19 protein-coding genes, 1 tRNA gene and 1 pseudogene are annotated in these 26,360 nt (G+C 40.1%); 11 read left to right on the top strand and 10 right to left on the bottom strand.

Annotated features, from left to right (window positions below):
- The 4 genes and pseudogenes from RMA95_RS02550 to RMA95_RS02540 all read left to right on the top strand — a co-directional run.
- Positions 1 to 6,167: pseudogene (locus tag RMA95_RS02550) on the top strand (BapA/Bap/LapF family large adhesin); the annotation flags it as partial.
- Between the two features lie 198 nt (positions 6,168 to 6,365).
- Positions 6,366 to 8,021 (top strand): BapA/Bap/LapF family large adhesin, encoded by a 1,656-nt coding sequence (locus RMA95_RS17645; RefSeq protein WP_409187555.1) that lies wholly within the window; start codon positions 6,366 to 6,368, stop codon positions 8,019 to 8,021.
- 149 nt (positions 8,022 to 8,170) lie between these two features.
- Positions 8,171 to 9,826, top strand: a complete 1,656-nt coding sequence (locus tag RMA95_RS02545; protein WP_311069501.1) for a poly alpha-glucosyltransferase — start codon at positions 8,171 to 8,173, stop codon at positions 9,824 to 9,826.
- On the top strand, positions 9,823 to 11,547 hold the full coding sequence (locus tag RMA95_RS02540) for a CapA family protein (protein ID WP_311069500.1): 1,725 nt from the start codon (positions 9,823 to 9,825) through the stop codon (positions 11,545 to 11,547). The genes RMA95_RS02545 and RMA95_RS02540 overlap by 4 nt, the downstream gene beginning before the upstream one ends.
- Here RMA95_RS02540 and RMA95_RS02535 read toward each other — a convergent pair.
- Complete coding sequence (locus RMA95_RS02535) at positions 11,544 to 12,260, bottom strand: metalloprotease (protein ID WP_311069499.1); 717 nt, start codon at positions 12,258 to 12,260, stop codon at positions 11,544 to 11,546. The genes RMA95_RS02540 and RMA95_RS02535 overlap by 4 nt on opposite strands.
- Positions 12,261 to 12,339: 79 nt before the next feature.
- On the opposite strand from RMA95_RS02535, the gene RMA95_RS02530 reads away from it, so the two are divergent.
- Positions 12,340 to 12,669, top strand: a complete 330-nt coding sequence (locus tag RMA95_RS02530; protein WP_151750000.1) for an MGMT family protein — start codon at positions 12,340 to 12,342, stop codon at positions 12,667 to 12,669.
- A 24-nt stretch (positions 12,670 to 12,693) separates the two neighbouring features.
- On the top strand, positions 12,694 to 13,440 hold the full coding sequence (locus tag RMA95_RS02525) for a hypothetical protein (RefSeq protein WP_311069498.1): 747 nt from the start codon (positions 12,694 to 12,696) through the stop codon (positions 13,438 to 13,440).
- A gap of 38 nt (positions 13,441 to 13,478) precedes the next feature.
- Here RMA95_RS02525 and RMA95_RS02520 read toward each other — a convergent pair whose 3' ends face one another.
- The 5 genes from RMA95_RS02520 to carA form a co-directional block, all read right to left on the bottom strand.
- The gene (locus RMA95_RS02520) at positions 13,479 to 13,916 is read right to left on the bottom strand and encodes a universal stress protein (protein ID WP_233929902.1); all 438 of its coding nucleotides are present in this window, start codon (positions 13,914 to 13,916) and stop codon (positions 13,479 to 13,481) included.
- A gap of 120 nt (positions 13,917 to 14,036) precedes the next feature.
- On the bottom strand, positions 14,037 to 14,669 hold the full coding sequence (locus tag RMA95_RS02515) for a CatB-related O-acetyltransferase (RefSeq protein ID WP_233929903.1): 633 nt from the start codon (positions 14,667 to 14,669) through the stop codon (positions 14,037 to 14,039).
- A gap of 78 nt (positions 14,670 to 14,747) precedes the next feature.
- Entirely contained in the window at positions 14,748 to 15,224 is a 477-nt protein-coding gene (greA, locus tag RMA95_RS02510) for a transcription elongation factor GreA (protein WP_191010364.1), read from the bottom strand.
- An 87-nt stretch (positions 15,225 to 15,311) separates the two neighbouring features.
- Complete coding sequence (carB, locus tag RMA95_RS02505) at positions 15,312 to 18,542, bottom strand: carbamoyl-phosphate synthase large subunit (protein ID WP_311069497.1); 3,231 nt, start codon at positions 18,540 to 18,542, stop codon at positions 15,312 to 15,314.
- Positions 18,543 to 18,556: 14 nt separating this feature from the next.
- Positions 18,557 to 19,696: a glutamine-hydrolyzing carbamoyl-phosphate synthase small subunit gene (gene carA / locus RMA95_RS02500; RefSeq protein WP_191010362.1), complete on the bottom strand. Its 1,140-nt coding sequence runs from the start codon at positions 19,694 to 19,696 to the stop codon at positions 18,557 to 18,559.
- A gap of 313 nt (positions 19,697 to 20,009) precedes the next feature.
- On the opposite strand from carA, the gene RMA95_RS02490 reads away from it, so the two are divergent.
- Positions 20,010 to 20,597, top strand: a complete 588-nt coding sequence (locus RMA95_RS02490) for a hypothetical protein (protein ID WP_311069496.1) — start codon at positions 20,010 to 20,012, stop codon at positions 20,595 to 20,597.
- A gap of 58 nt (positions 20,598 to 20,655) precedes the next feature.
- Here RMA95_RS02490 and RMA95_RS02485 read toward each other — a convergent pair whose 3' ends face one another.
- Together RMA95_RS02485 and yhbY are read right to left on the bottom strand one after the other, a co-directional pair.
- On the bottom strand, positions 20,656 to 21,192 hold the full coding sequence (locus RMA95_RS02485) for a DOMON-like domain-containing protein (protein ID WP_002048508.1): 537 nt from the start codon (positions 21,190 to 21,192) through the stop codon (positions 20,656 to 20,658).
- A 14-nt stretch (positions 21,193 to 21,206) separates the two neighbouring features.
- The gene (yhbY, locus tag RMA95_RS02480) at positions 21,207 to 21,530 is read right to left on the bottom strand and encodes a ribosome assembly RNA-binding protein YhbY (protein WP_000729551.1); all 324 of its coding nucleotides are present in this window, start codon (positions 21,528 to 21,530) and stop codon (positions 21,207 to 21,209) included.
- 199 nt (positions 21,531 to 21,729) lie between these two features.
- Here yhbY and rlmE point away from each other — a divergent pair, with 199 nt between their 5' ends.
- From rlmE to RMA95_RS02460, 4 genes are all read left to right on the top strand, one after another.
- Entirely contained in the window at positions 21,730 to 22,380 is a 651-nt protein-coding gene (rlmE, locus tag RMA95_RS02475) for a 23S rRNA (uridine(2552)-2'-O)-methyltransferase RlmE (protein WP_000235573.1), read from the top strand.
- A gap of 134 nt (positions 22,381 to 22,514) precedes the next feature.
- On the top strand, positions 22,515 to 24,410 hold the full coding sequence (gene ftsH / locus RMA95_RS02470) for an ATP-dependent zinc metalloprotease FtsH (protein ID WP_191106317.1): 1,896 nt from the start codon (positions 22,515 to 22,517) through the stop codon (positions 24,408 to 24,410).
- Between the two features lie 134 nt (positions 24,411 to 24,544).
- Positions 24,545 to 25,396 carry a dihydropteroate synthase gene (gene folP, locus RMA95_RS02465; protein WP_311069495.1) on the top strand — a complete coding sequence of 284 codons (852 nt, stop codon included), beginning with the start codon at positions 24,545 to 24,547 and terminating at the stop codon, positions 25,394 to 25,396.
- A 128-nt stretch (positions 25,397 to 25,524) separates the two neighbouring features.
- Positions 25,525 to 25,839: a DUF5713 family protein gene (locus RMA95_RS02460; protein ID WP_004699637.1), complete on the top strand. Its 315-nt coding sequence runs from the start codon at positions 25,525 to 25,527 to the stop codon at positions 25,837 to 25,839.
- On the opposite strand, the gene RMA95_RS02455 is transcribed toward RMA95_RS02460, so the two are convergent.
- Together RMA95_RS02455 and RMA95_RS02450 are read right to left on the bottom strand one after the other, a co-directional pair.
- A complete protein-coding gene (locus RMA95_RS02455; RefSeq protein WP_311069494.1) occupies positions 25,840 to 26,181 on the bottom strand; it encodes a hypothetical protein in 342 nt (113 codons plus the stop codon). It lies immediately after the preceding gene.
- A 76-nt stretch (positions 26,182 to 26,257) separates the two neighbouring features.
- Positions 26,258 to 26,343: transfer RNA gene (locus tag RMA95_RS02450), tRNA-Leu, on the bottom strand.
- Positions 26,344 to 26,360: the final 17 nt, after the last annotated feature.

Raw genomic sequence — 26,360 nt, 5'->3', positions numbered from 1 at the left:
TATTGGCAGATGGTCCACATACTGTGACTGTGACAGCAACCGACCCAGCAGGTAACGTGAGTACAACCAGTGCGGTGGTGACTGTAGATACTGCAGCAGCGAACCTACTTGGTGCGATTACAGTACCTGATGACTTAAACATTGATGGCATCATCAATGCATCAGAACTTGGCACAGACGGCAGCTTTGATGCCCGTGTCGCGTTGGGTCCGGATGCAGTGGTGGGCACTGTCGTGAACGTTAACGGCACTGACTATACAGTGAGTGCAACTGACTTGACGAATGGCTATATCACCGCAGCAATTCCTGTGACAGCAGATGGCCCAATCACCATCCATGCCCAAGCAGTGGATTCACAAGGTCATATCAGCAGCCCGGCAGATGTCACAGTAACTGTAGACACGACACCGGCGAACTTACTTGGTGCGATTACAGTACCAGATGACTTAAACATTGATGGCATCATCAATGCAGCAGAACTTGGCACAGACGGCAGCTTTGACGCCCGTGTTGCGTTGGGTCCGGATGCAGTGGTGGGTACTGTCGTGAATGTTAACGGCACTGACTACACGGTGAGTGCAACTGACCTAGGCAATGGCTATATCACCGCAGCAATTCCTGTAACAGCAGATGGTCCAATCATCATCCATGCACAAGCGGTGGATGCACAAGGTAATATCAGCAGTCCAGCAGATGTCACTGTAACTTTAGACACTACTGCGCCAACAGTTGTGTTAAGTGATGTAACTACCAATGACAGCACACCTGAATTAACAGGTACAGTGAATGATCCAGCAGCGACTGTGGTCGTGACTGTAAATGGTGTGAACTATCCAGCGGTTAATAACGGCAACGGTAGCTGGACACTTGCAGACAATACACTTCCAGTGTTGGCCGATGGTCCACATACCGTGACTGTGACAGCAACCGACCCAGCAGGTAATGTGAGTACAACCAGTGCGGTTGTGACTGTAGATACTGCGGCAGCGAACCTACTTGGTGCGATTACAGTACCGGATGACTTAAACAGTGACGGTGTTATCAATGCAGCAGAACTTGGCACAGACGGCAGCTTTGATGCCCGTGTCGCGTTGGGTCCAGATGCAGTGGTGGGCACTGTCGTGAATGTTAACGGCACTGACTACACGGTGAGTGCAACTGACTTGACGAATGGCTATATCACCGCAGCAATTCCTGTGACAGCGGATGGTCCAATCACTATCCATGCACAAGCAGTGGATGCCCAAGGCCATATCAGCAGTCCAGCAGATGTCATCGTGACAGTAGATACACTACCAGCGAACTTACTTGGCCCGATTACAGTACCAGATGACTTAAATACTGATGGCATTATCAATGCATCAGAACTTGGTGCAGATGGTAGCTTCAATGCCCGTGTTGCGTTGGGTTCTGACGCAACCGTGGGTACTGTTGTGAATGTTAACGGTACTGACTACACAGTGAGTGCGACTGACCTGAGCAATGGCTATATCACCGCAACAATTCCTGTGACAGCAGATGGTGCAATTACCATCCATGCACAAGCAGTGGATGCGCAAGGTAATATCAGCAGCCCAACAGATGTCACTGTAACTGTAGATACGCTTCCAGCGAACTTACTTGGAGCGATTACAGTACCGGATGACTTAAATACTGACGGCATTATCAATGCATCAGAATTGGGTGCAGACAATAGCTTCAATGCCCGTGTTGCGTTGGGTCCAGATGCAGCGGTGGGTACTGTCGTAAACGTTAACGGCACTGACTACACAGTAAGTGCAACTGACTTGACGAATGGCTATATCACCGCAGTGATCCCAGTGGTTGCTGATGGCCCAATTACCATCCATGCACAAGCGGTGGATGCGCAAGGTAATATTAGCAGTCCTACCGATGTCACTGTGACAGTGGATACAACTCCAGCGAACTTGCTTGGTGCGATCACAGTACCAGATGACTTAAATACTGATGGCATTATCAATGCATCAGAACTTGGTGCAGACGGTAGCTTTAATGCCCGTGTAGCATTAGGTCCAGATGCAGCGGTGGGTACTGTCGTGAATGTTAACGGCACTGACTACACAGTGAGTGCAACCGACTTGACCAATGGCTATATCACCGCAGCGATTCCTGTGACAGCAGATGGGTCGATTACCATCCATGCACAAGCGGTGGATGCGCAAGGTAATATCAGCAGTCCTACCGATGTCACTGTAACTGTAGATACAACTCCAGCGAACTTACTTGGTCCGATTACAGTACCAGATGACTTAAATACTGACGGTATTATCAATGCATCAGAACTTGGCACAGACGGCAGCTTCAATGCGCGTGTTGCGTTGGGTCCGGATGCAGCGGTGGGTACTGTCGTAAACGTTAACGGCACTGACTACACAGTGAGTGCAACTGACTTGACGAATGGCTATATCACCGCAGCGATTTCTGTAACAGCAGATGGTGCAATTACCATCCATGCTCAAGCGGTGGATGCGCAAGGTAATATCAGCAGTCCTACCGATGTCACTGTAACTGTAGATACAACTCCAGCGAACTTACTTGGTGCGATCACAGTACCGGATGACTTAAACACTGACGGCATCATCAATGCATCAGAACTTGGCGCAGACGGTAGCTTTAATGCCCGTGTTGCGTTGGGTCCAGATGCAGCGGTGGGTACTGTCGTAAACGTTAACGGCACTGACTACACGGTGAATGCAACTGACCTAGGCAATGGCTATATCACCGCAGCAATTCCTGTGACAGCAGATGGTCCAATCACCATCCATGCTCAAGCGGTGGATGCGCAAGGTAATATCAGCAGTCCAGCAGATGTGACGGTAACTTTAGACGCTACTGCACCAACAGTTGCGTTAAGTGATGTAACCACCAATGACAGTACACCTGAATTAACAGGTACAGTGAACGATCCAACTGCGACAGTTGTGGTGACTGTAAATGGTGTGGACTATACTGCGGTGAACAATGGCAATGGTAGCTGGACACTTGCAGACAATACACTTCCAGTGTTGACCGATGGTCCACACACTGTGACTGTGACAGCAACCGACCCTGCAGGTAATGTGGGCACTGGCAGTGCGGTGGTGACTGTAGATACTGCGGCAGCGAACTTGCTTGGCCCGATTACAGTACCGGATGACTTAAATAGTGACGGTATTATCAATGCAGCAGAACTTGGCACAGACGGCAGCTTTGATGCCCGTGTTGCGTTGGGTCCGGATGCAGTGGTGGGCACTGTCGTAAACGTTAACGGCACTGACTACACTGTCAATGCGACTGACTTGACGAATGGCTATATCACTGCAGCAATTCCTGTGACAGCGGATGGCCCAATTACCATCCATGCCCAAGCAGTAGATTCACAAGGTCATATCAGCAGCCCGGCAGATGTCATCGTGACAGTAGATACGCTACCAGCGAACTTACTTGGTCCGATTACAGTACCGGATGACTTAAACACTGATGGCATTATCAATGCATCAGAATTGGGTACAGACGGCAGCTTCAATGCGCGTGTAGCGTTGGGTCCAGATGCAGCGGTGGGTACTGTCGTAAACGTTAACGGCACCAACTACACTGTCAATGCTACTGATCTTGGCAATGGCTATATCACCGCAGCAATTCCTGTGACAGCGGATGGTGCAATCACCATCCATGCCCAAGCAGTGGATGCGCAAGGCAACATTAGTAGTCCTACCGATGTCACTGTGACTGTAGATACCACACCAGCTGATTTGATTAGTGCGATCACAGTACCGGATGACTTAAACATTGATGGCATCATCAATGCAGCAGAACTTGGCACTGACGGTAGCTTTAATGCCCGTGTAGGATTAGGTCCAGATGCAGCGGTAGGTACTGTCGTGAATGTTAACGGCACTAACTACACTGTCAATGCAACTGACTTGAGCAATGGTTATATCACAGCAGCAATCGCAGTAACTGCAGACGGCCCAGTAACTATCCATGCACAAGCAGTAGATGCACAAGGCAATGTCGATAATGCTACTGATGTCACAGTAACTGTGGATACTACGCCACCAGATATCAATACAGCTGCAATTGCGATTAATCCGATTACAGGTGATAACGTCCTTAGTCCAGTTGAGACTGCAGGAACAGTAAATATTACTGGAACGGTGACTATTCCTGCTGATGCAACTATTACTTCGGTTGTTGTTAACGTTAATGGCACAGACTACACAGCTGTAGTAGATCCAGTAAGTGGAACATGGACAATAGGTGTATCTGGTAGCCAGCTTGTAGCTGATACTGATTTGACAGTTGATGCAAAAGCAACCTTTACGGATGCTGCTGGCAACAGTAGTAATTTGCAAGCTACTCAAAGTTATACAATTGCAAGTTCTTCAATCATTGCATATGACAACTTTGATACGGCTGTTCTTGCTCCACAACCATTACAAATTGCAAATGATGCGGCTCTTGGTAGCAAAACTTACTTGGCGCTTGTATCGCTTGCTGGTCTTAACCTACAGCTTGGCTCTGAAGCGGTTAGCTTTAATGTAGCTGCAAATCAAGAAGGTAATGCGACATTCACCTACAGTGCTTTAATTGGGGTCAATGCTCTATCTGATTACTCATTAGTTGTACAAAAATTTGATACAGCTACTGGTCAATGGACTTCTATATATGGTGGTGGTCAAGCAGATATTCTTCACCTGACTCTATTAGGTTCTACACCAGGTGTTGTTATCGATGGGCTTGAGCAAGGTCAATACCGTGCATTCATGACTTATAACGGTCTAGCAGGTATTGGTTTACTCGGTACTTTAACAGGTACTATGGATATTTATGATACAACTCAAATCGGTAGTTTCTACACAGAAACTGCGGACGGTAATGTGATCGTAGATATTAACTCAAGCGGCCAAGCTGATGTCGTAACTCCAAATACAGTTGTGAGTGAAGTTAATAACCAACCTGTTCTTGCTAATGGCACAGTCATTAATGGTACATACGGTACGTTGGTGATCAACCTTGATGGTTCATACGTTTATACTCCAAATCAAAATGCTTCTGGAGTTGGGCAAGTCGATCACTTTGTATATACCTTAAAAGATTCTGTAACTGGTGATGTGGCCCAAGCAGCACTTAACATTCAATTAAGTTCTGTTAAAGCTGCAGATAACTTGGCAGTTGCTGAAATTAACCCAGAATCTTTACTTGTTGCGAATGATGTAGCGCTTGGTAGTGCAAGTTATTTAGCAGCAGTATCGTTAGCAGGTCTAAATTTACAACTTCTTGGTAACCCAACAGTTGCATTTAATGTGGATGCTGACCGTCAAGGTACTGCGACATTTACATTCAGTGGTTTACTCAACGCTGGTGTATTGAATGACTATTCGATTGTTGTTCAAAAATATGATGCTGCAACAGGACAATGGGTATCTATTGGCGGAAACAACCCACAAGCGACTTTAGTTAGCTTATCTCTAATAGGAGGTACTCCAACCGCAGTCATTGAAGGGCTAGATCCAGGACAATATCGTGCATTCATGGGCTACAGTGGTCTAGCAGGTGTGGGTATTGGTGGTACATTGACAGGTACAATGGATGTGTATAACCCATATGTTGTATCTGGATATTCAGTTGATCCGATCTCTGGTAACGTCATCAAAGATGCTGGTATTAATGGTGCGGTAGATGCTGCAAGCAATAATGCAGTGATCTCAGCAGTGAACGGAAATGCCGTTAACGCAACTGGTACAACTACAATCACTGGTACTTACGGTACGTTAGTCATTGATCAACATGGTAATTACACCTATACACCAAATGCAAATGGTCTCAACCTTGGTAAAGTTGATCAGTTCTCGTATACGTTACTAGACCCAGCAACAGGTAATACGTCTCAAGCTATCTTGTATGTCCACTTGGATAGTAACAAGGTTGCTATGACTTGGAATGCAGCAGATCCATCACAACCTGCGGTTATTACAGGTCATGTTCCAGTTGATGCAATGGATAACGTTGCTTCAGCAGCAATTGATATGGTTTACCCGACTACACAACAAGTTCTTAATAACGCGATTAGCTATAGCTGGTTGTTAGGTGTTGGTGGCGTTGTTGTTGGTTCTAAACAAGGTACAGCAACTTTTAATGTAGCTGAAGGACATGTTTCTGAAGCTATCATCTCGGTTAACTTTGGTTCAGTAGCTACAGTTGTTGATGGTTTACATGTGGTATTAACACGAGTAAATCCAGACGGTACTCGTACAGTAATTGCAGATAGTGCAAATACAGGAGTGCTTGACCTATTAGGTATCTTCGGCTCTGAAGTAAAATTCAAAGTTGATAATTTAGGTTCTGGTAGTTATGAGCTATTTATGGAAAGCAATACGCTTCTAACAGCTCTAGGTAGTGTCACTGCAAGTATTACTTTGAATAATGGTGATATTACGCAAGTACCTAACTTGGTTGTAACTCCGGTTACAGGCAATGTTCTTTCAGACGACAACTCGGCTGTATATGGACCAAACTATACGCCAGACTACATTACGACTACGACAGTTGTGACTTCGGTAACTTCTGAACTTGGTAATACATCGGCTGTGAATGTAGGTTCATCAACTGTTATTGTAGGTGCTTATGGTTCCTTAACGATTAATGCTGATGGGACTTATAGTTATCAAGCTACAGCGAACACACAAAATATAGGAAAAGTTGATAGCTTTACCTATACCGTGACAGACCCTGTAACTGGTAGAACAGACACAGCAACATTGCATATCCAAATTGGTTCTCCAGATGTGAATATCACTTGGAACAATGCTAACCCTGGTGCAGATGCGGTAATTCCGTTACCTGTAGCAAATGCTGATACTAATCATGCAACTGTTAGTATGAAACAAGTGACTGATGCAGTTGTTGATGTACCAAGTGGTAACGTATCGCTTAGTACATTACCTCCAGTTTTAAGTAGTACAGTGACATCGAACCAATTTGTTGTTGCAGCTAATACTGTTACTGATGTACATGTTCAGTTGAACTATTTAGCATCTTTAAGCCTGTCTGTTTTACCAACGACTGGATATAAGATCCAACAATTTGTTGGGGGAGCATGGGTTGATACAGTTTACTCAGGTTCTGCGACCGCTTTGGCAGGTATTTTAGGTGCACCAGCATACTCAGCTGACGTATCTCACTTATCTGCTGGTACTTATCGAGTGGTATTTAGCTTATCTAGCTTACTTCCAATTGGTAATATGTCACTTGATTCAGTTGTAACGACCAAAACAACCCATCTAGATACTTATACACCTGATGGTCAGTCTGATTGGATTCACGGCAATATCTTGTTAGGCGATACAACTGGTGGCGTTGCAGATACTTCAGCTGCTTCTCAACTATATGTTGAAGTTACACCAGGAAATTATCAAATTGCTGCTGGTCAGGCGATCAATACTGGCGAAGGTACGTTGTATCTCTACCATGATGGCTCGTACTACTATAAAGCTCTTGATACTGCGGCAAATGCTACGATTGATACGATTAACTACAAACTCGTATCGGTGACTGGTGCAGAGTCAACTAGCACATTAACCATCAATTTAAGTCAAGAGTTGAATAGCCTAGCTGTAAGTACAGGAGCAAATGATACATTTACGCTTGGAAATGGCTCGGATACCTTGATTTACAACACGTTGACTGCTGCTAGTGTGAATAGCCCAACAGGTGGTAACACAACAGCTGGTGGTGTAGATACATGGACTGATTTCCATGTAGGTAATACAGCAACTGATAGTCAAGCTGATAAGATCGATATTAGTAACTTGTTACTTACTCATCCAAACAGTTTAACCATTGGTCAATATGTATCTGTAAGCTATGACGCTGCCACACAAAATGCCACAATTAGTGTAGACCGTGATGGTTTAGGTTTAACTTATTCAAGTACGCAATTGTTGACGATTCATTTGGATCAAGCTAGAACATCATTAACGCTTAATGATCTTCTCAACAATGGTCAAATTATCTATTAATAGATAATTAACCAAATAAAAAAAGAGAACCCTAGGGTTCTCTTTTTTTTATGTTTAAACAATACGTTAACTGAGCTTTTAAAGACTTCATGCTATGATGTATTGAAAATTTTATAGAACAACAAATAACGAATAGGGACTTAATTCGAGTGTCGGTATTTCTAGACTTTAAAAGACAACTTAAGCTTTGGTTGGAACATATTGTTCAGCATGTTCCAGACCTTCCAGAAGAAACAATTTTGTTTATATCATTTGGTCCTAAAGATCAAAAATGTAATGTCTGGCATACCGAAAAAACAACTTTTTCACAAGCAACTGTACAATTATTCGATTTTATTGATAAACAGTTTTCTCCAGATCAACTTCCAGACTATATAAAAATTGATGTTGCGTACAACCTAGAAAAACAAAGTTGGAGTCAAATAGAACAACTTGTTCATCATCAATTCCACAATAACCACTATCGTAGAGGAATTGCATTTGATGAAGCATGTTCGGTAGTTTTTCTTGAGCAAGAGATATATGGCAAAGCAATTATCCGAGGATTAAGTTATGACAAACCTAACTTTTTTGATGAAACCAATCTGAACTATGCAATTAAGCAAAAATATAACGCTACTAAACCACAAATTAGACTACAAGAGCTACAAGATGTTTGGACTTTCGATACCTATGCAATTTTTTATGAAAATGGGCAGTTTATTAATTTAGTAAGCTGTTATGATGCAAATGGTATTAGAGCTATTGCGACCAACAAGAAGCAGCATTTTAGAGAGCTCATTGAGAAAAATGCAGCGTTTTTGCACAGCCAAATTCAAGAAAATGGCAAATTCATTTATGGCTATTTTCCTGCCTTCGATCGAGATATCCGCAACTACAATACGGTACGCCACTGCACATCACTTTATGCACTCTTAGAAACTTTCGAAGTACAAAATAAACCTGAATATTGGCCTAAAATTGTGAGTGCCATCCAATATGCACTTACTCACTTTTATAAAGAAAAAGACTCTACAACTGCTTTTATGATTGATGGAAAAGAAGGGGAGTTTGAAATTAAATTAGGTGCAAACGCAGCAGCTATTTTAATGCTAACGAAATATCAGGAAATTACTCAAAAAACAGATTATTTAAAATATGCAGAGAAGCTTGCAAATGGTATTTTAAAATTAGTTGATTTAGATGGATTAACTACTCATGTATTAAATTATCCAAACTATGATTTAAAAGAAAAGTTTAGAATTATTTATTACGATGGAGAAGCAGCATTAGCTTTGCTCAGGTTATATCAAATAAATCAGGATAAAAGATTATTAGATACCGTTAAATTAATGTTTGAAAATTTTATTTGTAAAAGATATGAAAAATATCATGATCATTGGTTAAGTTACTGTACCAATGAGCTTACAAAATTATGTCCTGAAGAAAAATATTTTATTTTTGGTTTAAATAATTATTTAAAACATTTTATTTTTATTCGAAATAGAAAAACAACGTATGCGACTTTGTTAGAAATGCTCATGGCTGCTTATAAAATGGTAAATCGTTTAAAAGAGCAAGGCCATCAAAAACTTTTTGAACAAGCTTATATGCACGAATTAAAAAAACTGATTATATTTCGGGCTGAGTTTCAAACCACAGGTTTTTTCTATCCGGAAATAGCGATGTACATGGCACGTCCAGATAAAATATTGCATGCTTTTTATGTACGACATGATCGCTTTAGAGTAAGAATAGATGACCAAGAACATAACTTATCGGGCTATATAGCCTATGTAAAAGATTTCGAAGGAGAGGAGACATGACTGATCCTCTGTCTGAAATTAAGTTATTGGCAGCTCTTGATAATACGAACTTTGATGATGCGGTTTGGGAGTTTGAAATTGATGGAGACATTTCAACTTTGTTGCTCATTGATTATGCATTAGATCAGTTTCATCAAAAAAATATCAAAGCAGGTAAGACCTATGTTGTATCTGAGCAAAAGCTTAAGCAAATTGGTGAGCAAAATTTAGGTTTAGAAAAAAATGAAACGTATACATTTGTCGAACTCCTACAATTCTTAATTTTTACTCAGGCAAATGATGTCAAACATGCTTTAAGCAATATACTTTTTGGTTCAGTTGAGCAAGCACAATTGACCTTGTCTCAAAGAGCAGCAAACTATCATTTAACTTTAAATCCATCTCATCAATTAAAAAAACTCTTTCTATTAGTACAGCACATTTATAGTTATCCAGCCGAGCTAAAGAATCTTTTCTTTATTAAAAACCTTTCTTTTAAAAATAAAGCATATCAACCCATTACGCCTTTGCTTGCTCATCCTGTGTTAACTTCGATTTTATATATTTCACATACAGTTAGACAAATTTATATTACTTATCTTGAAGATAACCAGAGCATTGGCTTTTTCTCTTTTTTAGATGACATTCACCGTCTCGAGCATTTGGTTCCTTATTATCACTGTTTCAAAGAAGAGCACGTAAAGGCGAAGAGTTGTACTTCACAGACTGGGATCATCAATATTCTTGGAGATACATATTTCGGTGAAATGTATACTGAAAAGCGTAAATCTAGAGGGAAAATAGATGCTCTGCAACAATATGGATATCACTATTCATTTGAAAAAATACAGCCATTTTTAGGTAAAAATGACATAAATATAGCTAACTTTGAAGCAGTCTTTTCTTTAGAAAGTCGATCACCTTTAAAAGATAAAAAGCCATTTATTCTAAAAGCCGATGCTAAAAAGACATTAGAAGAGTTTAAGAGCATTCATTTGAATTATTTGGTGTTGGCAAATAATCATTTGAAAGATTATGGCGATGAAGGGCTGGTCTATACACTACAACAGTTGGAACAGGCGAATGTTTCATATATAGGTGCTGGACTAAATCAAAAAGATGCCCACAATTACTTTGAAATATCTTTTGAAAATAAGCACTATGCGATTTTTAATGGTTACTGGCATAGAGACACCGCTTATCTAGACTATGATTTCTATGCATTAGGATCGCGAAGAGGAGTAGCTTGTTTAAATGGAGTTTTACTTGAGCAGATGGTACGTTATAAACAGACTCATCCTAAGCATAAAATTATTGTTATTTGCCATTGGGGAATCGACTTTAAACCTCCCACAAAAGAGCAAATTAAACTTGCCGCTATTCTTACACAGGCGGGAGCTGACCTGATTATTGGTCATGGTGCTCATACTATTCAACCCATTCAGATCATCAACCATAAGCCAGTTGTGTTGGGTATTGGTAATGCTGTGTTTAATAGTGATGGAGAGTATGAACAGCAAAGTGCTTTGCCATTTGGCTGTATAGCGAGACTAGATCTAGCAAAGGACTTGCTTCGACTTTATCCAATTTATACGAATAACTTAAAAACTTTTTGGCAACCGTATCCTGTAGATACTGAGGATTTCTCAAAGGCCAGTACTTATATGACATCTTTACTGGCCCATGAGGATTACACTACTACCCAAGACAACTTGGGGGTGTATATTGAAATTAAATTTTAAGTATATTGTTTATAACTAGATAAAATGGTTTGAAGCTGTGCTTGCGTAAAGCCTAAGTTTCTTAAGCCACCACTGCCTAATTTACATTCAGCACTGGCCATAATATTGGTCGGAGTAGTTTTAGTAGCATTAGGTGCACATACATGTTTTAAGCCGAAAGCATGACCCATTTCATGAATACTACCTGCTTGAATATTGTAATTTAAACGATTCCAGTCTAATAAAATAAAAGGTTTTCCATTATTACGGAATGTCCGACTGGTAACATCATCAAACTCTAAGTTTTTTGAATATGCATCGTATATAAAGATGATGACTTCTTTACGTGCTGTGCGTTTAGGGAAACATGCATTGGCACTTGCGGGAATAGAGCCTATAGAAATAGGACGAGCTTGGTTTATCTCATTACCAAGTTCGCAGTGCATTTTTGAAAAATCTTGGTAAGAAATATAACGATTTAATTTGAAATTAAAGATTTTATTTCCTTGGTCATCTAAATAATATTTATTTAAGATGCGGACTTCTTTTCGCATTTGTGTCAGATTATCAAAACGTGCAGCAGAAGGATTGTCAGTAGTAAAAACGAAAGTGACTGGAACTACAGGTCTATTATTGGCAGGCTCCTCTGATAAATCTGGCGTTTGTAGAGGAGGACGGGTCGTACAAGAAACACACAGAAGTGTCCCTGTAATCATCAGCAAGGTTTTTTTCATATTCATCGCATTGTCTCTGCATATTCTTTTAAAGAGATTTAAAGTAAATTTTTATATGATATGAACGATGTCAATTTTTATGGATTCCATTTTGACAACTCAGTATGAACTACATCGACAAATTTTAGAAGTCATCGCTCTCATTCCATATGGAAAAGTAGCAACTTACGGACAAATAGCACGTATGGCTGGGTTACCTAAACACGCCAGACTAGTGGGTTATGTTCTTAAACATCTTGAAGCAGATCATCAAGTTCCTTGGTACCGTGTTATTAACTCACAAGGTAAAATTAGCCTAAGTAAATTTAATGAAAAAGGTGAAAATGTTCAGCAGTTAAAGCTTGAAGCAGAAGGAATCTATTTGTTGAATGGCAAAGTGAACTTAAAGCAGTTTGCATGGCAACCTTAAAATTATTAAAGAGAACAAATACAAATGCAGAATTATAAATGGCGGAGTCTAGCCATATTACTATTAGGTTTAACAGTGCAATCGAGTTTTGCAGAGCAGGCTATTTCAGCTCAACCTTTTATAAATGTGAAAGCTTCATCACAAGATATACATTCGATTTGTCAGCAGTTGAGTCAGAAATGTAGCGATGAAGCTAAGCTATGGAAATCCAAAAATACACAAGATCAGATTTATTATTTAATAGATGAGACTCCGCAAATTGCTCAAGTTAAAAAGCTAAATAACCAATACACAGTAATAAATCAGTGGAACTTTAAAAATTATGAACATAGTAATAAAGAGCCACACTCTGATGATTTAGGCCCTAATGGACTCAAAATCTTTCCAGCACTATATCCACTTAATAAAAGTGAATATGCCATAGCAGTGCTAAATATATGGTTTACTGGTTATTCTGGAGGAGGGCGTTTTGAGGAAAATGCTGATTTTGTTGAGCTTAAGCCTAAAGGGCAGTATCAGGTTGCATTAAAAGATATTAATTTTTCTTCGAGTGAAATGATTCGGGCATGTTTTTCAGAACAAGAGTATAAGAAGTCACCGCATTGCCATGATGAAAAATGGATGACATTAAATATTAGGTTTAAAGATATCGGTCAATCTTACTATTTATGGCAGTTAAATTATAAAAATTATTCTTGGGATGCTTTTAAAAGTAAAAAAACGATAACGGTTGAGCAATCAAGAGAAGATGTTATTCCTTTTAAAAAATAGGTGCCTATCTGGCTGAATTGAGCCAGACAGGCATTTTTTTAGCGAACAATTAAAACTGGAATATGACTTTCACCTAAAACTTTTTGTGCGACACTTCCTAATACAAGTTTTCGCACACCTGTACGGCCATGAGAGCCCATTACAATCAGGTCAGCATTAAGCTCTTGTGCAGCTTGAATAATTTCTTCGTGAACAACGAAACCTTCAAGTAATTTGGTTTCTACAGTAAGCCCTTCTTGTAAAAATTGTTGTTTGGCTTGTTCTAAAATATCGAGTAAGTATGTTCTAGTCCGCTCAATTAGTTCATTGGTTTGACCAGTCTTCACATAAAGATCTGCAATAATTGGATCAAGTGCCATGACCTGTACGATAGTAATTTTACTATTTAATGCTTTTCCAAGTTTTATCGCTTCTTTCATAGCGACCATAGAAGTTTCAGAACCGTCAATTGGTACAAGAATATGTTGATATAACATGAGATTGTTCCTTATTGTAATGATGCTTATTTATTCAATACTTTATACTTCTTTTCTTACGATTTAAATTCGAGCTCGTAATCATTTGTGATTTTAAACAATAAAACTTGAGAATACATTTTATTTGTCTCGTAAATTTTCAATATGAACTGTTAGAGCATCAATATCATCAGTTTGCAAATATTCCCGCATTTTTAAAACTCGTTTTTCATCTAATTCATAAAGCTTTAAAGCGAGTAGTTTTTCTATTTGCTCGGGAGGAAACCGGTATTTAATAATTGTTGCTGGTACACCACCAACAATTGCATAGGGTGGAATGTCTTTTGTTACGACGGCTCCAGTTGCAATTACAGCACCTTCACCGATTTTTACACCTTGCATAATCATTGCACGGCTTCCAATCCAACAACCATCTGCAATAATGGTGTCACCAGCTGCTAAAAAACTGCGGGTATCAAAAGGGAAAGTCGAAATCCAGTCTGGTCTATGAAGCTGATTACCACCCATCATAATCACGCACTCAGCCCCAAAACATACAAAATTACCAATATAAAGCTGATCGATAGGTTTGTCTGGGGTCGAAGCTTTGTCGTGTAAATAGCGTACGACACAACGTTCAAAACCTTGATCCCAATAGGCTGAGTAGTAAGAATAATTACCTTTAATATGGATATTCGGATTTTTTACAGTTTTGGAAATAAACTCAAATTCGCACCAATGACGGACTGGTGTGTTAATCAGAGGCGTGTCCATAATCTATTATCCAAACAAAAATAAGCTAAACCATATTAAATAAAAACCCCTCAGGAAGAGGGGTTCAAGAGCAGTATCTTAGAGATATTCTACACTTACAACTTCATACTCAACTTCGCCTTGAGGAGTGGTGATTTTTACTTCATCACCTTCATTTTTACCCAAAAGGCCGCGAGCGATTGGTGAGTTCACTGAGATTTTATTAATTTTAAAATCAGCTTCGTCATCACCAACAATTTTATAAGTCTTGCGTTCTTCAGTATCAAGGTTCTCAATCGTTACCGTAACACCGAATACAACACGACCGTTTTGTTCTAAGTCTTTAACATCGATGACTTGTGCAGCACCCAATTTTCCTTCGATATCTTGGATACGGCCTTCACAGAAACCTTGCTGTTCACGAGCAGCATGATATTCTGCGTTTTCTTTTAAGTCCCCATGTTCACGTGCCTCAGCAATTGCTTGAGTAATACGTGGACGTTCAACAGATTTCAGATGTTGTAATTCTTTCTCTAAGGCGCTTTTACCTTCAGGGGTCATTGGATAACGTTGCATTTCGGTCCCTCTTAAGTTGAGAAAACACAGTTAAAAAAATGAAAAAATCCCGCCACCGATAAGGTGGCGGGACTTATCGGAAAAAAATTAACCTACAGTTAAATCTTGCAAGCGGTATACATCCATTGGCAATTTCACAGCAAAGGCTTGGCAAACCGCTTCTGCACCATTGATAGTCGTTGTGTAATACACTTTGCCTTGTAGGGCAGCACGACGAATCATTGCAGAATCATATTGAGCTTGTTTGCCTTCAGTAGTGTTGACAATAAGGTGTATTTCACCATTTTTCAAGCGGTCAACAATATGTGGACGTCCTTCAGTTACTTTATTTACAGGTTCACATTCCAAACCTGCTTCTTTAAGTACTTTATACGTTCCACCTGTTGCTACCAGTTTGAAACCATATGCCACGAACTTTTTAGCGATATCAGCAATATATTTCTTATCCGATTCACGAACAGATAAGAAAGCAATCTTTTCTTCGCCTTCAGTTGGTAGGCCTGGTAAGCGATCATTTGAACCTAAAACGGCTTTATAGAACGCTTCGCCAAAAGTCTTACCAACGCCCATTACTTCACCTGTAGATTTCATCTCAGGCCCAAGCATTGGGTCTACGCCTTGGAACTTAGCAAATGGGAAAACAGCTTCCTTCACAGCAAAGTGAGTTGGAATGATTTCTTTAGTAAAGCCTTGAGATTCAAGTGATTGACCCGCCATACAACGAGCAGCTACTTTTGCTAAAGATTCACCAATACATTTTGATACGAACGGAACAGTACGTGATGCACGTGGGTTTACTTCAAGAACGTAAATATCGTCGCCTTTAACTGCGAACTGAACGTTCATTAAACCAACTACACCAAGTTCTTTCGCCATAGCAACTGTTTGACGACGCATTTCATCCTGAACTTCTTTAGAAAGAGAGTAAGGAGGAATAGAACATGCTGAGTCACCAGAGTGAATACCAGCTTGTTCGATGTGCTGCATGATACCGCCGATTACGACATCTTTACCGTCAGATACGCAGTCAACGTCAACTTCAGTTGCATCATCAAGGAAGTGGTCAAGAAGAACAGGCGCTTCGTTAGATGCCTGAACTGCTTCACGAAGGTAACGTTTAAGTTCATCTTCGTTATACACGATTTCCATTGCGCGGCCACCCAATACATAAGATGGACGAACAACTAACGGATAACCAACTTTGGCAGCTTCAGAGATACCTTCTTCAGCAGATTTTACAATGCTGTTGTTTGGCTGACGAAGCTGTAAACGTTGAATCATTTGTTGGAAACGTTCACGGTCTTCTGCGCGGTCAATTGCATCTGGAGAAGTACCGATAATAGGAGTACCAGCTTCTTCTAAAGCACGTGCTAACTTAAGTGGAGTCTGACCACCGTATTGTACGATTACGCCTTTTGGCTTCTCAGTACGTACGATTTCAAGAACATCTTCAAGTGTTACAGGTTCGAAGTATAAACGGTCAGATGTGTCATAGTCGGTAGAAACAGTTTCAGGGTTACAGTTCACCATGATTGTTTCATAACCGTCTTCACGCATTGCTAAAGCAGCGTGTACACAGCAGTAGTCAAATTCGATACCTTGACCAATACGGTTTGGTCCACCACCAATTACCATGATCTTGTCACGGTTTGATGGATTTGCTTCACATTCTTCATCGTAAGTTGAATACATATATGCTGTACCAGATTCAAACTCGGCAGCACATGTATCAACACGTTTGTAAACTGGATAAACACCCAAGTTCCAACGTTGCTTACGGAATTGCTTTTGAGAAATACCCATAAGGTTCGCAATACGAAGGTCAGATAAACCTTTACGTTTGAACGAACGGATATTTTCAGCAGTTAGATCACCAAAACCTAAAGTTTTTACTTGAGCTTCTGTCTTAACGATATCTTGAATTTGGATCAAGAACCAACGGTCAATCTTAGTTGCTTCAAATACGTCATCTAAAGAGAAGCCATGACGGAATGCATCTGCTACGTACCAAATACGCTCAGGACCTGGAACTTTAAGCTCTTTTAAAATGGTTTCTTTTACATTTGTTGCACCAGCTTCGATTTTTTCATCGAAACCGCTTACGCCAACTTCAAGACCACGTAATGCTTTTTGTACAGATTCTTGGAAGTTACGACCAATTGCCATGACTTCACCAACAGATTTCATCTGAGTGGTAAGAACTGGTTCTGCTTGTGGGAATTTCTCGAAGTTAAAACGAGGAATTTTCGTTACAACATAGTCGATTGATGGTTCAAAGCTCGCAGGAGTTACGCCGCCAGTGATGTCATTTTTCAATTCATCAAGGGTATAACCAACAGCTAGTTTCGCAGCAATTTTTGCAATCGGGAAACCAGTTGCTTTAGAAGCAAGCGCAGACGAACGAGATACACGAGGGTTCATCTCGATCACAACCATACGGCCGTCTTTCGGGTTAATACCGAACTGAACGTTAGAACCACCTGTCTCAACACCAATTTCACGAAGAACCGCAACTGAAGCATTACGCATCAATTGGTATTCTTTGTCAGTTAATGTTTGAGCTGGTGCTACAGTGATTGAGTCACCTGTGTGAACACCCATTGGGTCAAAGTTTTCGATCGCACATACGATAATACAGTTGTCGTTTTTGTCACGAACAACTTCCATTTCGTATTCTTTCCAGCCAATTAAAGATTCATCAATCAATAACTGGTGAGTAGGAGAGAGGTCGAAACCGCGTTCACAAATTTCAAGGAATTCTTCACGGTTATATGCAATACCGCCGCCTGAACCGCCCATTGTAAATGATGGACGGATAATTACTGGGAAACCAAAGCGAGATTGGATTTCCAAAGCTTCTTCCATGGTTTCAGCAATAGCAGCTTTTGGACATTCCAAACCGATTTTGCGCATAGCGATGTCGAAGAGTTTACGGTCTTCAGCTTTTTCAATCGCTTCTTTCGTTGCACCAATAAGTTCTACGTTGTATTTCGCTAATACGCCGTTTTCATCCAGTGCAAGTGCGCAGTTCAATGCAGTTTGTCCACCCATAGTTGGAAGGACTGCATCTGGACGCTCTTTTTCAATGATTTGAGCAACAGTTTGCCAAGTAATTGGCTCAATGTAAGTTGCATCCGCCATTGAAGGGTCAGTCATAATGGTCGCTGGGTTAGAGTTAACCAAAATAACACGATAGCCTTCTTCACGAAGTGCTTTACATGCTTGAGCACCTGAGTAGTCAAACTCACATGCCTGTCCAATCACAATCGGGCCAGCACCAATAATTAAGATGCTTTTAATATCCGTACGTTTAGGCATTATTCGCTCCGTAATTACTGTTTAGATGCTTCGATAAGTTCGATGAAGTGATCGAACAAAGGTGCACAATCATGTGGACCAGGGCTTGCTTCAGGGTGACCTTGGAAGCTGAAAGCTGGTTTGTCAGTACGGTGGATACCTTGTAAGGTGCCATCGAACAATGATTTATGCGTTGCTTTTAAGTTAGCCGGTAATGTCTCTGCATCTACAGCAAAACCATGGTTTTGAGAGGTGATCATCACTGTACCGTTTTCAAGATTTTGTACAGGATGGTTTGCACCGTGGTGACCATGATTCATTTTTACAGTTTTTGCACCAGAAGCGAGTGCCAAGATTTGGTGTCCTAAACAGATACCAAATACAGGTAATGTTGTGGTTTCAACAATAGTTTTTACAGCTTCGATTGCGTAGTCACAAGCCGCTGGGTCGCCAGGACCGTTTGAAAGGAATACGCCATCTGGATTAAGTGCTAATACTTTTTCAGCCGGAGTTTCAGCAGGAACAACTGTGAGTTTGCAACCGCGGTCTGCAAGCATACGCAAGATGTTGGTTTTGACACCATAATCGTATGCAACCACATGGTATTTTAACTCAGGTTGAGTAAAGCCCTTACCTAATACCCATGAACCTTCAGACCATTCAAAACCTGTAGGATCACAGCACTCTTTGGCAAGGTCTAAACCATTTAAACCACCAAAAGCGCGAGCTTTAGCAATCGCTTCTTCTTCAGTAATATTTTCGCCAGCAAGGATGCAACCATTTTGTGCACCTTTGTCACGTAAGATACGAGTGAGTTTACGTGTATCAATATCAGCAATTGCAACAACATTGTGCGCCTGCAAATATTCACCTAACGACTGCTCAGAACGGAAGTTACTGTGTAGTAGTGGAAGGTCACGAATAATTAAACCATTCGCCCATACTTTATGGATACGACCAGATTCAACGTCTTCTTCGTTGCAACCAGTGTTACCAATATGAGGGTAAGTTAATGTCACAATTTGTTGTGCATAACTTGGGTCAGTCAAAATTTCTTGATAGCCTGTCATGGCTGTGTTAAAAACGACTTCTCCAGTCGTACTTCCCGTTGCGCCGATTGACGTTCCTTTAAAGATCGTTCCATCTGCGAGGGCTAAAATGGCGGGGGTGCTCAAACCAAAGCTCCTGAATTTCGGCTGTAAAAAAGCGAGTAGACCTAAAAAAGATAGGCGATGTTCTAAAAAAACATGCCCCTCCTTATCGGTCTGCCCGCTTGTAACTTAACAGCGCATTATACGCATGGAACCCTAAAAAGTCTATTTATTTTCTATTAAAAAATATAATTCCTTGCTTGCTTTTTGCAAAAAAATTCATCCGCTTGTCTGAAATTGATACTTTTAGCAAATTGTCTAACAATCTGGTGGCTGAAATAAGCTAATTCCACTTATTGTAATGCTAGCTAAAAAATAAACAATATGAGGAAATAGCATGAGCAATAATCAAGTTTCAAAAGATATAGCTGAGAATGCTTCGTCTGTAGCAGAGACGGTTAAGACCGAAGTAACTGAAGCAAAAGAAGCTGTAGTGAAAACAACAACTCGAGCTAAAAAAGCAGTGAGTACTAAAGCAACACAGGTAAAAGAAGTTGTAGCTGAAAAAACAGAACAGGTGAAAGAAGTCGCTCATGAAGCAACTTCGCAAGTTAAAGAAGCTATTGCAGAAACTCAAGAACAAGTCAAAGCTGTAATTACCGAGACTGAAGAAAAAATTGAGGCTGAAACTCAAGAATTGAATCAGAATATTCAAAACCAGTTTGCTCAGATTAAACAAGATATTTTACAACGTCTTGATGTGATTAAAGCTCAGTTCAATACTTCTCAAGAAGGACTGAATGAACTGAAAAATACATTGAAAGCTGAAATTAATGCGTTAATTGAAGATTTAACAAAAGTGACTAAAGAGCTTAAGGGTGACATTAGTCAGATTTCTTTAAAACATAAAGATTCTTTAAGTGAGAGCTTAAAGCGCACTAAAAATAATGCGGTTGAGGCTTGGAACAAAGCAAGAGATCACTAAAGATTTAAAATTAAAATTCAATAAAAAAGCGAGAATTAATTTCTCGCTTTTTTATTTTTTAAAACTGATGCAGCCAATCACGTTTATTGTGAAAATCAGCATTTTTTCCACTATGCTGCATTGCATAGTACTGCATACCATCTTTTGTTTTTAAAACAGCAGTTAAACCTAAATAGAGGTTTGCCCATTTCAAACGGTGCTGCTGCATAAACTGGCCTAAATCAAGACTTACATTTAAACCATAATGGGTACGCTTGAGATGATTTAGTTCAATATCGTAAGCAACGAGGGGAGGCATGCTTTCCGGATATCGATATTCTTCAAACTGGTAGGTCTGCCATGCTTGAGAAGGGGAAAGGTTAATTTCCCGGTAGAAATCTTCATCATGCACGCCGATAAAAATTTCAAAACAAGTCTCTTCCCACAAAAAATCTTGACGAGGATGAGCCGCGACTTCTTGGGGCCAGATAATAAGTTGGTTTGGATCACGAATCCAAAAACCCACATTTAATGTATGCGGGGCTTGCTGTTCAATTGCGCCAACAACAGAAACAGCATGAAAACGATCAAAAGCTGAAAGTTCGTAACTTGCCATAAGTAGTCAATAAGTTAGTTTGCTAAGTGAGCGTGACGAACGAGGTTAGATAAGTGTTGGTTTTGCTTAGCTGCTTTTTTGTAAAGTAAAACGATTTTACCGATTTTTTGCACAGCTTCAGCACCAGTCGCTTCTACAATTGCATCAATTACAGCTGCACGAGCTTCGCGGTCTTCACCAGCAATTTTTACTTTGATGAGTTCATGATCATTTAAAGCACGAAGAGTTTCTTCGATTACAGCATCTGTTAAGCCTTGTCCACCAATCATGACAACCGGATTAAGCACGTGACCAATTTGACGTAAACGTTTACGTTCATGAATAGATAAAGCGGCCATTAAAAATACCTGATTTTAAAAACGACTTAGTATAGCAAAAAACTTAAAATCAAATGTACGAAAAACTGTATAAATAATCGATCAACATTATTGGAAAAAAACTGTAAAAGTTATTGAGATTAGGTTACATCCGTACTGTAATGAGAGTAATTTTCACGTACAATGAACAATCAGAAGTTTTTTTGATATTTAGTGAGTTATGGCAACACGCATCACAAACCAAAAATTGTCTAAAAGTAGTCGTGCGTGGATGAGGGAACATCTAGACGATCCTTTTGTAAAAAAAGCACAAAAGGAAGGATATCGTGCACGAGCAGCATATAAACTTCTTGAAATTCAAGAAAAATATAAGTTGATCAAGCCAGGCATGACAGTGGTTGATTTGGGAGCAGCTCCTGGGAGTTGGTCGCAAATTGCTGGGAAACTTGTTGGTAGCAAGGGTTTAGTTATTGCTTCCGATATTTTGCCTATGGATGCTTTGCCGGATGTCACTTTCTTACAAGGCGACTTCAGAGAAGAAGCTGTATTTGAAAAATTGTTAAATATTTTAAACGGAAGACAAGTAGACATTGTAATTTCTGATATGGCCCCCAATACATCAGGTAATAGGGCTGTTGATCAACCTAGACAGATTTACTTGTGTGAACTTGCTTTAGACTTTGCTCAGAAAGTCTTGGGTCCCAATGGACAGTTTGTTGTTAAAGTGTTCCAAGGCGCAGGATTTGATGAGTTTCGTAAACAAGTAGTTGATAGTTTTGATGTGTTAAAAACAGCAAAACCAGCAGCTTCTCGGGCACGGTCTAAAGAAGTTTTTTTGGTTGGACAAGGGCGTAAGAAAGCATTGCAATAAAGTTTACTTGCCAAGCTCCTAAAAATTGTGCATTTTGTATCTTTTAGGTTATCCGCAAGCAAGACAATTGCTGTTTTTAAGACGATCGGCCAAGATTGGGCATGATCAAATTAGATCGATATGGGAATAAAGCTTTGAGCGATTACTTCAAGAATGCCGTATTGTGGCTAATAATACTGGGTGTTCTGATTTTAATTTTCAGTAATATCAGTGACCGCAATAAGCCTTCTGCAATGAAATATTCAGATTTTGTTGCAGCGGTGAATGCTGGCCAAATTAAGCAAGTCACGATTGACGGTTTAAATATTAGTGGTGAAAAAACTAACGGATCTCAGTTTGAAACTGTTCGTCCGCAAGTTGAAGACACTGAACTTATGCCAAGCTTAAACAAGCAAAATGTTGTTGTAGAGGGCACAGCACCACAACGTCAAGGCATTTTGATGCAACTTCTCATTGCTAGTTTCCCTGTACTGTTAATCATTCTGTTATTCATGTTCTTTATGCGTAACATGGGTGGTGGTGCAGGCGGTAAAAATGGTCCGATGAGTTTTGGTAAGTCAAAAGCAAAAATGCTTTCTGAAGACCAAATCAAAGTGACTTTTGCTGACGTTGCCGGTTGTGATGAAGCTAAACAAGAAGTTGTAGAAATTGTAGATTTCTTAAAAGATCCTGCAAAGTTCAAACGCTTGGGCGCTACAATTCCACGTGGCGTACTTATGGTTGGTCCTCCAGGTACTGGTAAAACGTTATTAGCTAAAGCAATTGCTGGTGAAGCAAAAGTTCCATTCTTCAGCATTTCTGGTTCTGATTTTGTTGAGATGTTTGTGGGTGTGGGTGCGTCCCGTGTCCGTGATATGTTTGAACAAGCAAAACGTCATGCACCATGTATCATCTTTATTGATGAGATTGATGCAGTAGGTCGTCACCGTGGTTCAGGTACTGGCGGTGGACATGACGAACGCGAACAAACCTTAAACCAAATGCTCGTAGAGATGGATGGTTTTGAAGGTAATGAAGGCGTAATCGTTATTGCTGCAACTAACCGTGTTGATGTGTTGGATAAAGCGTTATTACGTCCAGGCCGTTTCGACCGTCAAGTTATGGTAGGTCTACCGGACATCCGTGGTCGTGAGCAAATCCTGAATGTACATTTGAAAAAGTTACCTTCAGTGACTGGTGTGGACATGAAAGTGTTAGCACGTGGTACGCCAGGTTTCTCTGGTGCACAGTTGGCAAACCTTGTTAACGAAGCTGCATTATTTGCTGCACGCCGTAATAAGAATACTGTCGATATGCATGACTTTGAAGATGCAAAAGACAAGATCTACATGGGGCCAGAGCGTAAGTCGATGGTTCTACGTGAAGAAGAGCGTCGTGCAACTGCTTATCATGAAGCTGGTCATGCAATTGTTGCTGAGATTTTACCGGGTACTGACCCTGTGCATAAAGTAACAATTATGCCGCGTGGTTGGGCTTTAGGTGTAACTTGGCAGTTACCTGAACAAGACCAGATTAGCCACTATAAAGACAAAATGTTAAATGAAATTGCAATTTTGTTTGGTGGTCGTATTGCTGAGGAAGTCTTTATTCAGCAGCAATCTACTGGTGCTTCAAATGACTTTGAGCGTGCTACGAAAATGGCTCGTGCAATGGTTACTAAGTACGGTATGTCTGACAAAATGGGTGTAATGGTTTACGAAGATGAGAACCAGAATGGTTTCTTTGGAAATGTAGGAAGTCGTACGATTTCTGAAGCAACTCAACAGTTAGTTGATGAAGAAGTACGCCGTATTCTTGATGAGCAATATAAAGTTGCACGTAATATCTTAGAAGGTAATAAAGATATTGCCCATGCAATGGTAAAAGCTTTGATGGAATGGGAAACCATTGATCGTGATCAAATTCGTGACATTATGGAAGGTCGTGAGCCACAACCACCTAAAGTCTATGTTGCTGAAAATCCAGTGGCTGCATTTGAACCACCAAAAGATGGTCCATCTACACCACCACCATTACCAGCGATGAATTAAGTTAATTAATAAAAAAGCCACAGTCATGTGGCTTTTTTTATTTGTCTTAAATTCAGCTAAAGCTGAAAAGAAATCAACAGCATGTAAAGTATAGACTTGCTAAAATATCACCTGATTTTGAACCGGAGCTTTTTATGCAGTTAATATCTTTACCAAAGCAGATTTTACAGTGTGGACAGCTTCAACTAGATTTATCTCAGCCACATGTTATGGGTATTTTAAATGTTACCCCAGATTCTTTTAGCGATGGTGGTAAACATAACCAATTAGACCAAGCGGTTGAGCATGCGCTTAATATGATTGAACAAGGCGCTACTATTATTGATATTGGAGGGGAGTCTACCCGACCAGGTGCTTCAGAAGTGGCGATAGAAGAAGAAATATGCCGTGTGGTACCTGTTGTTGAAGCTTTATCTCATCATAATATTATTTTATCGATCGACACGAGCCAGCCAGAAGTTATTCGTGCAGCAAAAGCAGCAGGGGCGCATATTTGGAATGATGTACGCGCTTTAACACGCCCTAATGCATTGAAGACCGCAGCAGAGTTAGATATACCTGTAGTGATTATGCATATGCGTGGTGAGCCAACCACAATGAATCAGTTGGATCAGTACACTGATGTAACACTTGATGTGATGCAAGAGCTGCAACAACGCATTGATGAGGCTTTGGCTGCTGGAATTAAACAGCATAATATTATTATTGATCCTGGATTTGGTTTTGCAAAAAATGCACAGCAGAATTTAAAATTATTAAAAGAATTTTGGAAACTTAATGAGCTAGGTTATCCAATTTTATCAGGTCTTTCTCGTAAACGCTTTATAGGTGAGGCTTTAAAAGGCGCAGCTGCTGATCAGCGTGCTGTAGGAAGCGTTACTGGGCATTTGTTAAGTATTCAGCAAGGAGCGTCGATTGTAAGGGCGCATGATGTAAAAGCGATGCATGATGCAATTCTGGTTTGGCAAGCTATGCAGCAGGCATAAAGTGTATTCTTATTGAATTAGATGTCTGTGTATCACATAAAGGTGGATGAGGAGTCGGGTAAAAATCTCGTGATTTTTGCGAAAATATGTTATAAGCGGCAAGTTTTTGCTGTTGTGTAATCTTTTGTATGTTCGAAGACCTACTTCTCCCAATGTTTGATGATGAATATTATCCAGATATTTTGGTCGCTGAACTTAAGCAGCTTATTGAACAATTTGCTAAAAAAGTTCAGAAGCCTGCTTTAGCTGATCAAGATGTTTATCGATATGCTCATCAGACTGTAAATGAAATTAATGAAATGAAGCCACAGTTTGAAGATCTGGATTCATCGCTTGATGATAGTGCTGCCGATTACATTGCTGAGGCAATGATGATGGTAGTTCAAGATGCTGGATTTTTAGATCTTGAAATGGAAGAGCTGGTGATGAATCGAGAGTGGTAATTACTCTCGATTCTCAAAATTTTCAATCGCATCTAATAAATGACATGATGCTCCTAAATGTACTTGATCTATTTTTTTAATTTTTAAAATTAAATTTCCATTTTGCTGCTCATTTGCATCTGCTAATACGCTTATCCAATAGGTTGTCTTTTGATGTTGTAATGCTTTTAATTGAGTAATTACATCTTGAGATGTTTTGATCAGGTAGTCATCCTGAGTTAGAGAGCAGCGTATAAAGTGCCAATCATTATTTTTAAATAAGATTGTGCCGTTAAAGATATCTTCGGCATCTGCAATCGATATAAAAAGTAGGGTGGAAATAAATATGATTGTTTTTATCATAATTTTTATTTTCATCAGGCATAAAAAAACCAGCTTACGCTGGATTCTTTGTAGCACCAAATTCAATAGTTGAAAATGGTGCCCGGGGCCGGACTCGAACCGGCACGCTTTGTGGGCGGGGGATTTTAAATCCCCTGTGTCTACCTATTTCACCACCCGGGCATGTGCGCAATAATAGA

The sequence above is a fragment of the Acinetobacter sp. V110_1 genome (genome assembly GCF_031798975.1).
In the GTDB taxonomy this organism is placed as follows: domain Bacteria; phylum Pseudomonadota; class Gammaproteobacteria; order Pseudomonadales; family Moraxellaceae; genus Acinetobacter; species Acinetobacter nosocomialis_A.
The sequence above is the reverse complement of the archived record's forward strand: the minus strand, read 5'-3'. Positions and strand labels throughout refer to the sequence as shown.